The 14,766-nt window shown below is 50.3% G+C and carries 19 protein-coding genes; 16 read left to right on the top strand and 3 right to left on the bottom strand.

Translation table 11 applies throughout. The features are described 5' to 3' along the window. The first annotated feature begins 11 nt into the window (after positions 1 to 11). From SIC45_RS12900 to modB, 3 genes are read left to right on the top strand one after another with little or no spacing between them, the layout of a single operon-like run. The gene (locus SIC45_RS12900) at positions 12 to 1,031 is read left to right on the top strand and encodes a ThiF family adenylyltransferase (RefSeq protein WP_319632441.1); all 1,020 of its coding nucleotides are present in this window, start codon (positions 12 to 14) and stop codon (positions 1,029 to 1,031) included. Positions 1,032 to 1,067: 36 nt separating this feature from the next. After that, positions 1,068 to 1,841: a molybdate ABC transporter substrate-binding protein gene (gene modA / locus SIC45_RS12895; protein ID WP_319632440.1), complete on the top strand. Its 774-nt coding sequence runs from the start codon at positions 1,068 to 1,070 to the stop codon at positions 1,839 to 1,841. An 18-nt stretch (positions 1,842 to 1,859) separates the two neighbouring features. Next, positions 1,860 to 2,513, top strand: a complete 654-nt coding sequence (modB, locus tag SIC45_RS12890; RefSeq protein WP_298787277.1) for a molybdate ABC transporter permease subunit — start codon at positions 1,860 to 1,862, stop codon at positions 2,511 to 2,513. A 3-nt stretch (positions 2,514 to 2,516) separates the two neighbouring features. On the opposite strand, the gene moaC is transcribed toward modB, so the two are convergent. After that, positions 2,517 to 3,005 (bottom strand): cyclic pyranopterin monophosphate synthase MoaC, encoded by a 489-nt coding sequence (moaC, locus tag SIC45_RS12885; protein WP_298787275.1) that lies wholly within the window; start codon positions 3,003 to 3,005, stop codon positions 2,517 to 2,519. Between the two features lie 80 nt (positions 3,006 to 3,085). Between moaC and glp the strand changes: the two genes are divergently transcribed. The 12 genes from glp to qoxD all read left to right on the top strand — a co-directional run bounded on the left by glp (position 3,086) and on the right by qoxD (position 12,762). Then, positions 3,086 to 4,354 carry a gephyrin-like molybdotransferase Glp gene (glp, locus tag SIC45_RS12880; protein ID WP_319632439.1) on the top strand — a complete coding sequence of 423 codons (1,269 nt, stop codon included), beginning with the start codon at positions 3,086 to 3,088 and terminating at the stop codon, positions 4,352 to 4,354. Then, complete coding sequence (gene mobB, locus SIC45_RS12875) at positions 4,351 to 4,836, top strand: molybdopterin-guanine dinucleotide biosynthesis protein B (protein ID WP_319632438.1); 486 nt, start codon at positions 4,351 to 4,353, stop codon at positions 4,834 to 4,836. The genes glp and mobB overlap by 4 nt, the downstream gene beginning before the upstream one ends. After that, positions 4,833 to 5,297: a molybdenum cofactor biosynthesis protein MoaE gene (locus SIC45_RS12870; RefSeq protein ID WP_319632437.1), complete on the top strand. Its 465-nt coding sequence runs from the start codon at positions 4,833 to 4,835 to the stop codon at positions 5,295 to 5,297. The genes mobB and SIC45_RS12870 overlap by 4 nt, the downstream gene beginning before the upstream one ends. Beyond that, on the top strand, positions 5,294 to 5,527 hold the full coding sequence (locus SIC45_RS12865) for a MoaD/ThiS family protein (RefSeq protein WP_319632436.1): 234 nt from the start codon (positions 5,294 to 5,296) through the stop codon (positions 5,525 to 5,527). Before SIC45_RS12870 ends, SIC45_RS12865 begins: the two co-directional genes overlap by 4 nt. A 4-nt stretch (positions 5,528 to 5,531) precedes the next feature. After that, positions 5,532 to 6,119 carry a molybdenum cofactor guanylyltransferase gene (locus SIC45_RS12860; protein ID WP_319632435.1) on the top strand — a complete coding sequence of 196 codons (588 nt, stop codon included), beginning with the start codon at positions 5,532 to 5,534 and terminating at the stop codon, positions 6,117 to 6,119. Between the two features lie 16 nt (positions 6,120 to 6,135). Beyond that, a complete protein-coding gene (gene moaA / locus SIC45_RS12855; RefSeq protein WP_319632434.1) occupies positions 6,136 to 7,146 on the top strand; it encodes a GTP 3',8-cyclase MoaA in 1,011 nt (336 codons plus the stop codon). Positions 7,147 to 7,214: 68 nt separating this feature from the next. Beyond that, positions 7,215 to 7,733 carry a MogA/MoaB family molybdenum cofactor biosynthesis protein gene (locus SIC45_RS12850; RefSeq protein WP_319632433.1) on the top strand — a complete coding sequence of 173 codons (519 nt, stop codon included), beginning with the start codon at positions 7,215 to 7,217 and terminating at the stop codon, positions 7,731 to 7,733. A gap of 31 nt (positions 7,734 to 7,764) precedes the next feature. Then, entirely contained in the window at positions 7,765 to 8,481 is a 717-nt protein-coding gene (locus SIC45_RS12845) for a class I SAM-dependent methyltransferase (protein WP_319632432.1), read from the top strand. Between the two features lie 376 nt (positions 8,482 to 8,857). Continuing rightward, on the top strand, positions 8,858 to 9,796 hold the full coding sequence (gene qoxA / locus SIC45_RS12840; protein WP_413645775.1) for a cytochrome aa3 quinol oxidase subunit II: 939 nt from the start codon (positions 8,858 to 8,860) through the stop codon (positions 9,794 to 9,796). Positions 9,797 to 9,835: 39 nt separating this feature from the next. Next, the gene (gene qoxB / locus SIC45_RS12835; protein ID WP_319632430.1) at positions 9,836 to 11,785 is read left to right on the top strand and encodes a cytochrome aa3 quinol oxidase subunit I; all 1,950 of its coding nucleotides are present in this window, start codon (positions 9,836 to 9,838) and stop codon (positions 11,783 to 11,785) included. Beyond that, positions 11,782 to 12,390: a cytochrome aa3 quinol oxidase subunit III gene (gene qoxC / locus SIC45_RS12830; RefSeq protein WP_319632429.1), complete on the top strand. Its 609-nt coding sequence runs from the start codon at positions 11,782 to 11,784 to the stop codon at positions 12,388 to 12,390. The genes qoxB and qoxC overlap by 4 nt, the downstream gene beginning before the upstream one ends. Next, entirely contained in the window at positions 12,391 to 12,762 is a 372-nt protein-coding gene (qoxD, locus tag SIC45_RS12825; protein ID WP_319632428.1) for a cytochrome aa3 quinol oxidase subunit IV, read from the top strand. It abuts the gene before it with no gap. Positions 12,763 to 12,845: 83 nt separating this feature from the next. Here qoxD and SIC45_RS12820 read toward each other — a convergent pair whose 3' ends face one another. Then, positions 12,846 to 13,646, bottom strand: coding sequence for an SDR family oxidoreductase (locus tag SIC45_RS12820; RefSeq protein WP_319632427.1), 801 nt, complete (start codon positions 13,644 to 13,646; stop codon positions 12,846 to 12,848). Positions 13,647 to 13,790: 144 nt separating this feature from the next. Between SIC45_RS12820 and SIC45_RS12815 the strand changes: the two genes are divergently transcribed. Continuing rightward, complete coding sequence (locus SIC45_RS12815; protein WP_319632426.1) at positions 13,791 to 14,402, top strand: flavodoxin family protein; 612 nt, start codon at positions 13,791 to 13,793, stop codon at positions 14,400 to 14,402. A 57-nt stretch (positions 14,403 to 14,459) separates the two neighbouring features. Here SIC45_RS12815 and rpsN read toward each other — a convergent pair whose 3' ends face one another. Then, positions 14,460 to 14,729, bottom strand: coding sequence for a 30S ribosomal protein S14 (gene rpsN, locus SIC45_RS12810; protein WP_022792513.1), 270 nt, complete (start codon positions 14,727 to 14,729; stop codon positions 14,460 to 14,462). Positions 14,730 to 14,766: the final 37 nt, after the last annotated feature.

Raw genomic sequence — 14,766 nt, 5'->3', positions numbered from 1 at the left:
GGAGAGAAAGCATGGACGATCGATATTCAAGGCAGCAGCTGTTTTCACCGATCGGTGAAGCGGGTCAGAAAAAGTTAAACCAAAGCTCTGTAACGATTGTTGGTGCAGGGGCGCTCGGGGCTTCCGCAGCGGAGATGCTTGTACGCGCTGGTGTTGGTACGGTGACGATAGCAGACCGTGATTACGTAGAGTACAGCAATCTGCAGCGCCAGCAGCTGTATACGGAGAAGGATGCCGCAGCACAGATGCCTAAGGCTGCAGCGGCAGAAAAAAGGCTGCGTGAGATTAACTCCGGGGTTCAAGTGCACGGGGAAGTAGTGGATGTGGATTTTACATGGATCGAAGCGAAGGCTGCAGAGACTGATCTTATCATTGACGGCACGGATAATTTTGATACCCGGCTGTTGATTAATGATGCCGCTAGAAAATACGATAAGCCCTGGATATACGGGGCATGCGTGGGAAGTATCGGTATGGTTCACCCGTTTCTGCCGGGAGGACGGCCCTGCTTTCGCTGCGTATGGAAAAAGATTCCTTCACAGGGGCAGACGTGCGATACGGTTGGGGTGATCGCTCCGGCTGTGCAGTCAGTGGCGGCAAAGCAGACGGCCGCAGCCTTGAAAATACTGGTCGGCGACGGGGAAAGTCTCCCGGTGACCCTGGATTATTTTGATCTTTGGAACCAGCAGCAGTTTTCCGTCGGTCTGCAGAGCAGTAAAGACCCGGAATGTCTGTCGTGCGGGGAAAAAGCGATATACCCGGCATTAACATATGAACATTCAAATAAAACGAGCGTCCTGTGCGGCAGGGATACGGTACAGATCCGGCCGGGGGAAAGCAGACAGCTGAACTTCGAGCGGCTGGAGCGCGATTGGGAAAGCCGGAACTGGAGGGTGCGCAAAAACCCTTATCTGTTGTCGGTACAGACCGAAACGCGGCGCATTGTTTTATTCCAGGACGGCCGGGCACTCATTCACGGTACGAGCGACGTGCAGGAAGCCAAGCGGTGGTACGCCCAGCTGCTCGGGTAGCCTGAAACAATCCATCGACGGGAGATGACGGACAATATGAACTGGAAACCCTTCGTGGCAGCAGGAGCGGGTATTTTTCTTCTGCAGGGCTGCAGCGGCGGCCCGCAGGCCGGGCAGAACGAAGAGCAGGCCGCGCTGACGGTTTCAGCAGCGGCCAGCCTTCAGGACGCCCTTGCAGAGGTGCAGAAAAGCTTCGCCAATGAGCATCCGGATATCTCACTGGCCTTTAACTACGGCGGTTCTGGAACACTAAAGCAGCAGATTGAGCGCGGCGGTCCGGCAGATGTTTTTTTGTCAGCCTCCGCTTCGCACTATAACGATCTTGAAGAGGAAAATAAAATGGTGGAGGCAGAAAATCCTGCCTTTGCGGAAAATACGCTGGTGGCAGTAGTGCCTGAAAACAGTGAGGCAAAAGATCTGCGGAGCGTGCTTGATGGGAGCGGCCGGATAGCATTGGCAACGCCCGAAGCGGCTCCCGCCGGAAAATACGCTCAGGAGGCACTCACTTCGATGGAGGAATGGGAGCATGTACAGGAGCGGATGGTTTTTGCCAAAGATGTGCGGCACACGTTAACACTTGTCGAAAGAAGCAATGCAGCGGTTGGCTTTGTGTACGCCTCGGATGCGCGTGGAGCCGACGTCCGGGTTCTTGAAGAAATTGATCCTTCCCTGTACTCGGCCATTCACTATTACGGCGGAGCTGTTGCAGGGAACGGAAACGAAAAAGAAAGCCGGGAGTTTATGACATATCTGCAAAGCAACGAAGCCCAGGACATTTTGCGCTCGTACGGCTTTTCAGATCCGGAATAAAAGGAGCGTGCGTGCCTGATGTTTTGGTTTCCCATACAGCTGTCTCTGCTGACAGCAAGCATTGCAGCGGTCCTTGTTTTCATTGCCGGCGCGATGCTTGGAAGAGTTTTTGCCGTCAGAAATTTCCGGGGGAAGCTGGCCGCGGAAACGTGCCTGATGCTTCCGCTCGTGCTGCCGCCATCGGTGACCGGCTTTTTGCTTATTATTGTTTTTGGAACAAACAGCTGGATTGGCAGCGTATATGAGCAGGTGTTTCAAAATTCGATTATCTTCACGCCGGTTGCTGCCGTTGTAGCCGCGGCGGTCGTTGCGTTCCCTTTAATGTTTCAGTCGGCAAAAACCGGATACGGTTCAATTGACCCCAATATTGAAGCCGCTGCAAGAGTGGACGGAGCGGGAGAGTGGCGCGTGTTTATCAACATTGCCATGCCTCTTGCCGGCCGTGCGCTCATGACAGGGTTTGTGCTCAGTTTTACGAGAGCTCTGGGGGAGTTCGGAGCTACGCTGATGTTTGCCGGGAATATTCCAGGCGTTACACAAACGATGCCGACGGCCATTTACGTGGCCATTGAGTCGAATCAAATGAACCTTGCGTATACGTACGTCGGCATCAGTATATTTATTTCCTTTCTGCTGCTCGGTTTAACCTACCTTTTAAACCGGGAACGTTAAGTATTAATCACTCGTTTTCCGTTGAAAGTCACCGCTTTTGCCTCCGGTTTTTTCAAGCAGGTATGTCGGGCCGATGACCATCCCTTTATCGAGCGCTTTGCACATATCATACACGGTTAAAGCAGCGGCGGATGCTGCGGTTAATGCTTCCATTTCCACCCCTGTGCTTCCCTTCGTTTTAACAAATGCTTCAATAAACAGTTCATAGGCTTCTTCTGTTTTCCAGTAAAAGCTGATGTCCACGTTACTTAAAGGGAGCGGGTGGCACATTGGTATGAGGGTGGATGTCTGTTTGGCACCGGTAATTCCTGCGATTTGGGCGACGGCGAGCACATCGCCTTTTTTAATATCTCCCTGTGTAACCGCCAGGTACACTTCTTCGGGAACACGGATGCTTGAACCGGCCAGAGCGCTTCTGCTCGTCACCGGCTTATCGGAAACGTCCACCATTCTGGCCCGGCCCTGTTCATTAAAGTGCGTAAATTCTGACATGGTAAAAGTCCCTCCTGGATATAGTATTGACCGATTATAGCACGGATACATACATTCAAATATAATAAAGGAGCATCAATATGGTTGAAAAACGTACGCCTGTACCGGTAAAAGAAGCAATTGAGCGCGTAATGGAGAATGTCAAAGAAGGCGGCGTGGAAGAGGTCTCCATCCACGAATCCTACGGCCGCCGGCTGGCCGAGACGATCACGGCCGCTCATCCGGTCCCGCCGTTTGACCGTTCCCCCTATGACGGGTTTGCGATTCGTTCGGCGGATTCCCGGGGAGCTTCCCGGGAGCAGCCGGTGACCTTCCAGGTAGTCGAGGAGATCGGCGCCGGTTTTGTGTCAGAAAAAGAACTGGAACCTTTTCAGGCAGTACGCATCATGACCGGGGCGAAAATTCCAGAGCAGTGTGATGCCGTTGTGATGCTTGAGCTTGCCCAGGAAGGGCATGACGGCACGTACCCGCTTATGACGATTAAGCGCGAGTTTGAAAAAGACCAAAACATCTCCTTTGAAGGAGAGGATACGGAGGCGGGCACCGAGCTCGTTCCGGCGGGCACATGGATTGATCCCGGCGTCACGGCCCTGCTTGCGACGTTTGGCTACGCCACGGTGAAGGTGGCTAAAAAGCCGGTCGTCGGCGTGTTTGCGACAGGCACGGAGCTGCTTGACGTTTCCGATGAGCTCGAGCCGGGCAAAATACGAAACAGCAATGCCTACATGATGATTGCCCAGCTGCAGCGGGCCGGCGCGGAGCCTGAATACTACGGCAAGCTGAAGGACGAACTCGAACCGTGCTACAGGGCAGTGCGCCAGGCGGCGGAGGAAACGGATATGGTCATTACGACCGGCGGGGTGTCGGTCGGGGACTATGATTTGCTACCGGACGTTTATGAACGTCTCGGGGCGGACGTATTCTTTAATAAAGTAGCCATGCGCCCCGGCAGCGTAACGACCGTTGCCAGCTGGGAAGGTACGCTGCTGTTTGGTCTTTCAGGGAATCCTTCCGCCTGCTACATGGGCTTTGAACTGTTCGTGCGCCCGGTAATTCAGGCCGTAATGCATTCTGAGCGTCCGCACCATACGATGGTGAAGGCAGAGCTCGCAGCGGATTTCTCCAAGCCGAACCCATTTACCCGTTTTGTCCGCGGCAGCTGGCGCGCAGAAGGCGACCGTTTGTATGCAGAGCCGGGAGGATTTAATAAATCGAGTGCAGTGACCTCCCTCGCCGGGGCCAATGCGTGTATCGTTCTCCCCGGGGGAAGCCGCGGGTACCAGCAGGGAGACGTGGTCGACGTGATGCTGCTTGAAGATAACGAGGGCCAGAAGGAGCCGCTCGCATGACCATTCCGGTACTGCAGGTAACGGGATTCAAAGAAAGTGGAAAAACGACCCTGCTTAAACGCTGGACGGCGCTTGGTAAAGCAAACGGCTGGAGGGTGGGTGTATTAAAGCATCACGGCCACCAGAGCGTGCCGCTTCAGCCGGAGGGAGTCGACAGCCTGGAGCTGAAGAAGGCTGGAGCCGTAGTTTCCGGTGTGGAAGGCGCCGGGGTCTTTCAGTTCCTCGCAGATATGGAAGCGCCGGATCTTTCTACGCTGCTGAATATTTATCAACAGCTGCCGCTTGATGTTATTCTTATAGAAGGATACAAAAAAGCACCGCACCCAAAAGTACTTTTGCTTCGAAGCACAGATGATAAAGCATCCCTTGAGGATCTTGATAACATTCAAACAGCATTTGGCCCTGGAGAAGAAGTGAATCATTTTCAGGACACTGACAAAGCAGATGCATGGTTTGAACAATATATGAGGAGTAAACTATGAAGAAACGATTTTTCGTGACATCAGAACCGCTGTCTGTAAAAGAGCTTGCTGCTGAGGTGACTCGCCCGGAAGCAGGCGCCGTGGTGCAGTTTATCGGCACGGTCCGGGAATTTACCAAAGGCCGGCGGACGGTCTATCTGGAATACGAGGCGTACCATTCGATGGCGGAAAAGCAGCTCGAGGCGATCGGCCGGGAAGTGAAGGAACGCTGGCCGGATGCTGAAGCAGCTGTGGGCCACCGCACCGGCGAACTGCAGATTTCCGATGCGGCAGTCGTCATCGCTGTTTCGACGCCCCACCGTAAGGACGCCTATGAAGCGAATGAATACATTATTGAGCGCATTAAACAGATTGTGCCAATCTGGAAAAAGGAACACTGGGAAGACGGCGAGCAGTGGGTGGGAGATCAGCTTGAACAAACTCGGTACCCGGACGGGTCCCCAGGAGGTGGAAACAAATGATTAATGTGTTATGCTTTGCCCACATGAAAGATATTTTTGGCGGCGAAAGGCTTACCATTAACAGTGGCGATATAGCTACTGTGAAGGATGTACTTGAGCATCTGAAATCCACGTATGATGCTGATATAAGTGACGTTATGACCGCCGTTAATGAAGAGTTTGCTGAAGAAAGCACGCCGGTCAGCCAGGGAGACACCGTAGCCCTGATTCCACCGGTCAGCGGGGGGTAACACCGTGGCAGATGGAATCATTCTGACCGGAGGCATGTCGGAGAGGTTTGGTTCTCCGAAGGCCTTTGCTGTCTGGAAAGAAGGCTATTTTTATGAACGGGCCATCCAGGCTCTTCATAGTGAAGTGAAAACCATCTGGCTGATTTCGCATCCGTCGTTTGCCGGGAGAATTAAAGCCGGGGAGCAGGTGAATATCAAGGAAGACCTTCCGCCTCATAAAGAAAAGGGACCGCTGGCCGGCCTTTTCACCGGCCTTTCTTACACGAAGGAAGAGTGGGTGTTTATGCTTCCGGTGGATATGCCGCTTATCACTGCGGAAGAGGTACGCTTTCTGGCTTCTTATATTACGGCGGATACAGATGCGGTCGTCCCGGAAATCGGGGGGAGACTGGCACCTGCGTGTGGATGGTTCCGTGCTGATCTGCTTTCAAAGGCAGAAGCCCAGCTTGAAGCCGGAGATTACCGCATGAAAAATGTATTCAGCGGCAATGAAAGAGTTGTGGATGTCAATCAGGCGTACTGGCATCCCGAAGCATTTGAAAATATTAATACGGCCCAGCAGCTTGAAGAGTTAAACAGAAAGGTAAAATAGAGAGAGGGGGAATACGATGACCAATGTAACTGACCAGTTAAACCGTCCCCTTCGTGACCTGCGTATTTCCGTTATAGATCAATGCAACTTCCGGTGTACCTACTGCATGCCGGCAGAAATTTTCGGCCCGGATTTTGAATTTATGGGCCAGGACGAGCGGCTCTCCTTTGATGAAATCGTCCGGGTGTCGAGCCTGTTTGCCGGCCTTGGTGTGGAAAAGCTCCGTTTGACCGGAGGGGAACCACTGCTTCGTAAAAATATGCCCGAGCTGATCCGCCGTCTGACGGAAATCGAAGGCATTAAGGATATCGCTCTGACAACAAATGGCGTAATGCTGCCCGCCCAGGCTGAAAAATTAAAGGCTGCCGGGCTGCAGCGGGTGAACATCAGCCTCGATGCGCTCGATGATGAAGTGTTTGCAAGCATTAACGGCAGAAAAACCGGATCGAAGCCTGTACTAAAAGGCATCGAAGCAGCAAAAAAAGCAGGTCTTACTGTAAAGGTGAATACCGTAGTCAAAAAAGGAATGAATGAGGAACAGATTCTTCCAATGGCTATGTATTTTAAACAGCGCGGCGTCAACCTGCGCTTTATCGAGTTTATGGACGTGGGAAGCACCAACGGGTGGAACTTTGGGTCGGTAGTGACGAAAAAGGATATTATCGACACGATTCACCAGACGTTTCCGATTGAGCCCGTGGATCCGGGCTATTACGGTGAAGTGGCTGACCGCTACCGTTATAAGGACGGCAGCGGAGAAGTCGGCGTCATTTCGTCTGTCACGGAGTCGTTCTGCTCTACGTGCACACGGGCCAGAATCTCTGCGGACGGCAAGCTGTTTACGTGCCTGTTTGCCACCGAAGGGTATGATTTACGAAATCAGCTCCGTTCCGGGGACTCAGATGAAACGATATTTAATAGCATTGCCGGCATATGGGGCAGACGGACCGACCGTTACTCGGAAGAGCGGACCGAAGAAACGGCGCGCAACCGTAAGCGGATTGAAATGTCCTATATTGGGGGATAATAGAAACCAAAGAGGAAGCCTGAAAAAGGCTTCTTTTTTTAAAGAGAAAAACAAAGGAGGGGACTTTAATGGCGACAGAAGAACATAAGGAGCAGGCGGAGAAAAAGATTCAATGCGCTGTTATTACCGTGAGCGATACGAGAACGGAAGAAACGGATAAAAGCGGCCGCCGCATTCATGAGCTGCTCGAATCCCACGGCCACGAGGTTTGTTTTTATTCGATAGTTACAGATGAACAGGCATCGATCACCAATTGTTTGAATGAAGCGCTCATTCATCCGGAGGCGGAAGCGGTGCTGATCAACGGCGGGACGGGAATCGCCGACCGGGACATTACCATCGAAACCGTAGAGCCCAGGTTTGATAAAGCAATTGTTGGGTTTGGCGAGCTGTTCCGCTACCTGAGCTACGTGGAAGATATCGGTTCTTCGGCGATTTTATCAAGAGCTGCGGCCGGCATTATCGATCACAAGCCGGTGTTTACGATGCCGGGGTCCTCGGGCGCTGTAAAGCTTGCGATGGAAAAGCTGATTATCCCTGAGCTTCCTCACGTAGTGTGGGAGGCTACAAAGCAGCGGGATTTGTAAGGGAAATGAAAAATAAAAGGGGTGCTTGTGTATGAAAGAGCCAAGTTTAGAGGAAATCCGGGCTTCGGAAAAGGAATATCACCGCCAGTACTATAAGCAGCACGACTTATTTGAAAAAGGCACCTGGATGAAAAAGCCAGCCTCCCGTATTATCAATGCCCTCGACCGAATTCGCAAAGGGGGAGACGTCCGACTGCTTGACCTTGGCTGCGGCATCGGCCGTAACAGCATACCGGCCGCCAGGCAGTTTCAGGAGGAAGGCTGTGAAGTTACGTGCGTGGATTTTTTAGATGAAGCCATCAGCCAGTTAAAGGATTACGCCAGGGAATACGGCGTGGATCAGGAAATTAAACCGGTAAAGCAGGCAATAGAAGAATACATCCCGAAAAGGGAGTATTTTGACGGCATTATAGCAGTTTCAAGCATCGAACACGTCCCCGATGAAAAAACCTTCTGGAATTTAATCGATAACCTCCAAAAGGGCACGGCTGAGGGCGGCGTGCATGCGTTTTTGATAAACACCGGTATTCATGAAACAGACACGGAAACAAGCGAGCAGCTGCCGGCAAAAATGGAAGTGAATTTCGATACAGAGGATATTATTCAAAAGCTTTCCCGCCGGTACGAAGACTGGACGGTGCATAAGCTGGAGAGCGAGGCACAATCGTTTACAACGTACCGGGAAGACCGGAAAGTGCTTATTAACTCAAATATGCTTCTGCTTGAAGCAGTAAAGGAACGGGCCTGACGGCTTGTTCTTTTTAATAGGCAGAGAAAAAAGACAACCCGCAGGTTTATTGGAGCCGAAAAACAAGACGTGACCGTGTCTCCGGGAACCCGGTCATTTCTCCTGAAACCGCCTTTCGCAGGTTGAAAATTGGCAGACGTTAGGATAAGATGATAAAGGTTCTAAGCAACAGGCGCATAGAAGTGAACGTTTTATGACATATTTGTGTTTAAAAATCGTCAATTTTGAAATTTTGCCAGAGAAAAAATGACGAGAGCCATAAAAATTTGCTACGATAATGGTGCGCTCTGCATATGAACGGGATGAACCGTGGCTGATGGAGAGAGGGGTTATTCATCACAGAAGTCGGTAATAAAAAGGAAGGAGCGTGAAGCGCTTGAAAAACTTAGTTTCCTGGTTCAAACGACTGTTTATGGTACCAGGGTTGTTTGCTTTGCTGCTCGTCGCCAGCGGCTGCAGCGGTATTACAGTTTTGGATCCTAAAGGGCCGGTGGCCAGAACCCAGCAGGAACTCATTATTTTTTCTATTACACTGATGTCCGTCATTGTCATTGTTGTTTTTGTGCTATTTTTCTACATGATTATCCGGTTTAGGGAACGCCCGAACTGGACAGACAAGGACTATGACCCTCACCAGCACGGAAACACCACACTTGAGATAATCTGGACGGTTATTCCATTTATTATTGTAGCAGCTCTTTCAGTCCCTACAGTGACCTCTCTATATGCATTGGAGAGCCCGCCGGAAGAGACAAATGATCAGGAGCCGCTAGTAATACATGCCGATACCTCCAACTGGAAATGGTATTTCAGTTATCCGGAGCAAGACATTGAAACGGTTAACTACTTACACATACCGGAGAATCGCCCGATCGAATTTAAGCTGGCGTCTGCTGATTCGATGACTGCGCTTTGGATACCGGCACTTGGCGGCCAGAAATATAACATGGCCGGCATGCAGAACACACTGTACCTCCAGGCAGATGAAGAAGGCGAATTTGCAGGACGCAATGCGAACTACAACGGTTCCGGCTTTGCTGAGCATACATTCACAGTTACTTCTGAAAGTGAAGAAGAGTTCAATCAATGGGTAAGTGATGTTCAAAACAATGCCCCGGAAATGACTAAGGACCGTTTTGACCAGTACCTCGAGCCAGGCCTTGCCCAGGAAGCGGAATACTCCAGCACGCATTTAGAGTATGTAGACTTTGGCATGAACTCAGGCAGAAGCTATATTACTGATCTTTACGGTGGCAATCTTGGGGAACAGCTTCACCTTGAAGGCGGCGAAGGCGGCCCCTGGGAAGAGGAATAATTTACGATATTTATAATTAAAGAAAGCAGGTGACATCCTTTGTGGGATTTTATATGGAATGACTTTCTTGTCACCGGAGAACCTATTATTTACGGGGCGATGGCCTCCATCGTCCTCGCTACAGTAGGTATTGTGTTTGTCCTGACGTATTTCAAGCTATGGAAATGGCTTTGGGATGAATATCTGACAACGGTGGACCACAAGAAAATTGGTATCATGTATATTATCGCAGCGCTTGCTATGCTGTTCCGCGGCGGGGTCGACGCCCTGATGATGAGAACGCAGCTTGCACTTCCCAATATGAATTTCCTGAATTCCGTGCACTATAATGAAATTTTCACGACGCACGGAACAGTCATGATTCTATTCATGGCGATGCCGTTTATTATCGGGCTGATGAACGTTGCGGTTCCGCTTCAAATAGGCGCCCGGGACGTAGCTTTCCCGTTTTTGAACGCCTTTAGCTTTTGGACATTTTTCTTTGGGGCAATGCTGTTTAACATTTCCTTTGTTATCGGTGGTTCCCCGAGCGCTGGCTGGACCAGCTATGTACCGATGGCAGGACCGGAGCTGAGCCCGGAGATTAACCAGAACTACTATTTATTAGCACTGCAGCTCTCTGGTATCGGGACGCTTGCCACAGGGATTAACTTCCTTGTTACGATCCTGCGGATGCGTGCACCTGGCATGACCCTGATGAAGATGCCTATCTTCACATGGTCTGCATTGATTACATCAATTATTATTATCTTCGCCTTTCCAATTTTGACAATTGCACTGGCTTTGATGACGCTTGACCGGATCTTTGGCACTCACTTCTTTACATTAGCCGGTGAAGGCATGCCAATGATGTGGGCCAACCTGTTCTGGCTCTGGGGACACCCGGAGGTTTACATTGTTATTCTGCCAGCGTTCGGGGTTTTCTCGGAAGTTATCTCAACGTTTGCCAGAAAACAGCTGTTTGGCTACAAAGCGATGGTTTACGCTATGTGTGTCATCGCAGGGCTGAGCTTTGTCGTATGGGTGCACCACTTCTTTACGATGGGCGCCGGAGCAGGAGTTAACTCTCTTTTCTCCATCACGACGATGCTGATTGCTGTTCCTACCGGGATCAAGATATTCAACTGGCTTGGGACGATGTATAAGGGGCGTATCAGATTTAACGTGCCGATGCTGTGGGCGCTTGCCTTTATACCGAACTTTACCATCGGCGGTGTTACCGGGGTAATGCTTGGTATGGCTTCTGCGGACTACCAGTATCACAACACCTACTTCCTGATTGCCCACTTCCACTACGTGCTGATTGCCGGGACTTTGTTTGGAATGTTTGCAGGGCTTACGTACTGGTACCCGAAAATGTTTGGACACAAAATGAACGAAAAAATAGGGAAAATCAGCTTCTGGTTTACGGTTATCGGGTTTAATATTACGTTTCTTCCGCAGTTTTTCCTCGGCCTTATGGGGATGCCGCGCCGGACGTACACGATTGAACCGGAATGGATGCCGCTTAACCTGCTGTCTACTGCCGGAGCCTTTATTCTCGCCACAGGGTTTGTAATATTCACGTTTAACATTTATTACAGCGCCCGTTACGAGCCGCGGGAAAAAACAGGAGACGCCTGGGACGGCCGTTCGCTCGAATGGGCAACGACCACGCCAGTCCCGCACTACAATTTCGCTACAATTCCATATGTGAACAGCCACGAAGCATACTGGGACATGAAGGAAACAGGCGCGACCACCTACGATGAGTCGAAGCTCGAGCCGATTCACATGCCTAGCTACAAAGGGCTGCCGATTATCATGTCAGCCATTATGTTTATGGCAAGCTTTGGACTTGTGTGGCATTGGTTCTGGCTCGCCATTCCAGGACTCCTCGGGGTTATTATCTGCATGGTTATTCGCTCCTTCGACTTTGATGAAGGGTATCACGTCCCTATTGATGAAATTAAACGTACTGAGGAGCAGGCAAGGGGGCGTAAAGAATGAGTGAACACGCAGAATTAAAAACGGGACCGCTGGAGTACCGAAGAGAAGATGGTCCCTTAACCATTCTCGGCTTCTGGATCTTCCTTGCAGCCGAGGTGGTGCTTTTCTCCACGCTTTTTGCAACGTATGCCGTGCTTTTCGGCCGTTACGGAGATGCCACGCCGGCACATGAACTGTTCGAAATGCCGATGGCGCTCACAATGACCTTTCTGCTCCTAGTAAGTAGTTTTACGTGTGGAATAGCTGTGCATATGATGAGAAAAGAATCGTTAAAAGGCCTTGTAATATGGCTGATCATTACTTTGGCACTCGGTCTTGGTTTTCTTGGTTTTGAAATTTATGAGTTTGTGCATTACGTGCATGAAGGCGCCACAATTCAGTCGAGTGCCTTTTGGTCGGCGTTCTTTACCCTTACAGGTACACACGGACTCCACGTAACGCTCGGTGTATTCTGGTGTACGGCGATTATTATTCAATTAATACGCTTTGGGTTGACGCCTGTAATCGCGAGAAAAACGTTTATAATCGGTCTGTACTGGCACTTTTTGGACGTTGTATGGATTTTCATCTTTACAGCTGTCTATCTGATAGGGATGGTGGTTTAAATGAGTGAACACACAGAACACAGTGAGTCAGGCATCCCCGTCAAACACATTATTGGATTTATTGCTTCAATTGTTTTGACACTGGTTGCGGCGTATACGACAGTGATGTCCGGACTTCCGGTGCCATGGATTATTGCAATTATTATGATACTCGCAGTAATCCAGGCTGTGCTACAGCTGGTCATGTTCATGCATATTGCCGAGAAAAACCCTATACCGCAGTATGGAAACATCCTGTTTGGGTTTTTCATCGCGGCGGTAGTCATCGCAGGGTCTATCTGGGTCATGTCCTTTGGTATGCACGACATGGACATGGACAGCGGCGGTGGATCCGGCGGCGGTTCAGAGGAAATGGACCATTCAGAGCATTAAATAGTAAAAGCCTGCCCCCAAGCTTTGGGGGCAGGCTTTTTTCGTTTATAACGAGGAGCAGTGGTATGGAAAGCTACAAATGTTCAGTGTACAACGCTTCCACCGGAAATTTTTACGGACTCACCAACAATATTGGAGGCAGCATCTGTTAATAGATAGGCAATGGTATTGGCCACTTCCTCCGGCTGGGTCATCCGCCTGGAGGGAAGACTGTCGGCGGCTGTCTGCATCTGTTCTTCGAGACTTCTGCCGGTTTCTTCAGCCTTTGTCTGCATAAGCTGCTCGACCATTTCTGTCTGTACATAGCCGGGGCAGACGGCATTAACCCGGACCCCGTGCTCAATGGCTTCAAGCGCCAGGGACTGGGTGAAGCCGGTAATTGCAAACTTCGATGCAGAATAAGCACTATTACCCGGGGTGCCGCGCAGGCCGGAGAGCGAAGAAACGTTCACAATTGCTCCCTTCCTCTGCTCCTGCATGCGCTTGTACACAAGCTGGGTTAAAAGAACCGTAGACGTATAATTTACGTCCATCATTTCCTGAAGATCCGCCTCCTCGAGCTCCTCAACAAATTTTCGTTTCAGTACCCCTGCTGAATTCACCAAAATGCTCAGTGGCCCATGTGCACCTTCTGCTGCTTTCACAAGCTCACTGCGCGCCGAAGCATCCGTGATATCTGCCGGACAGACAAACACACGTGCCTGCGGCTGGGCATCGAGTATTAACTGCCTGGTTTCTTCGAGCCTGTCTTTATTTCGGCCGGTAACCGTTACTTCTGCTCCCATACGGGCAAGTGTAACAGCCGTTTCTCTTCCAATCCCCCGGGTGCTTCCGGTCACAAGGGCATGTTCATTTTGCAGAGCGTTTTCAGCAAATGGCATCATTATGTAGTCCTCCATGTATAAAATAGTCTGCCTTTTATTTACCCGCAGGGGGAAGCAAGCAAACGATATACGGCATGAAGGAAGATTACAAAGAAAAAATTCGGGGTACATAGAGAAGCAGCTACTATAAAAAGAGGTGAAACGATGAAAGCAGTATTTTTAAACGGATCGTTAAAGGATTCTTCTCATATATCCAACACAGATGCACTGGCAGATGAAGTGATGCAGATCTGGGAAGAGGAAGGGGTGCAGGTGGAAAAAATCCGTCTGGCAGATTACAATATTCCATACGGAGTCGCAGATGATCTTGGAGAAGGGGATGACTGGCCGGCTATCCAGGCAAAGGTTGAAGAAGCAGAGTTGGTGCTGCTTGGTACACCGGTATGGCTTGGGGAAAAAAGCAGCATGATTACCAAAGCAATCGAACGGCTGAACGGTTCAGCCAGCCATACAAACGAAAAAGGACAGGGTATTTATTATGACAAGGTAGCCGGAGTAGTAGCTACAGGTAACGAAGACGGGGCCAAACATGCCATTCAGTCCATTGTCTTCGGTTTATCTCATTTAGGCTTTACGCTTCCGCCGCGTCCGAATTGCTACTGGGTCGGAGAAGCCGGACCCGGGCCTTCGTTTATTGAAGCGGAAGGCATTAAAAGTGAATTTGTCCAAAAGCATATTCCTAAACTAGCGTACAATATGCTTCATGTAGGCACAATTTTAAAAGAGAATCCGATTCCGACTAAAGGCAATACGTGATGGAGAATAATACACAAAAAAAGCAGCCGCTTGGCTGCTTTTTTTAGTAAGAACGGCTTACCAGCTTGCTTTTTTCACGCCTGGTACCTGGCCTTTATGGGCCAGATCGCGGAACGCGATACGGGACATGCCGAATTTACGCATATAGCCGTGTGGACGACCAGAAATCGAACATCTATTGTGAAGGCGTGTTGGAGAAGCGTCACGAGGAAGCTTCTGCAGTGCCTCATAATCGCCTTTTTCTTTTAACTCACGGCGGAGTTCAGCGTATTTCGCTACCGTTTCTTCGCGCTTACGCTCTTTTGCGAGTTTAGATTGCTTAGCCAAAGTTCTCACTCCTTTTCATAATATTCGTGGCATTCAT

The organism is Marinococcus sp. PL1-022, from assembly GCF_033845285.1.
Lineage (GTDB): Bacteria > Bacillota > Bacilli > Bacillales > Marinococcaceae > Marinococcus.
This window is presented reverse-complemented; position numbering and strand designations above follow the sequence as displayed.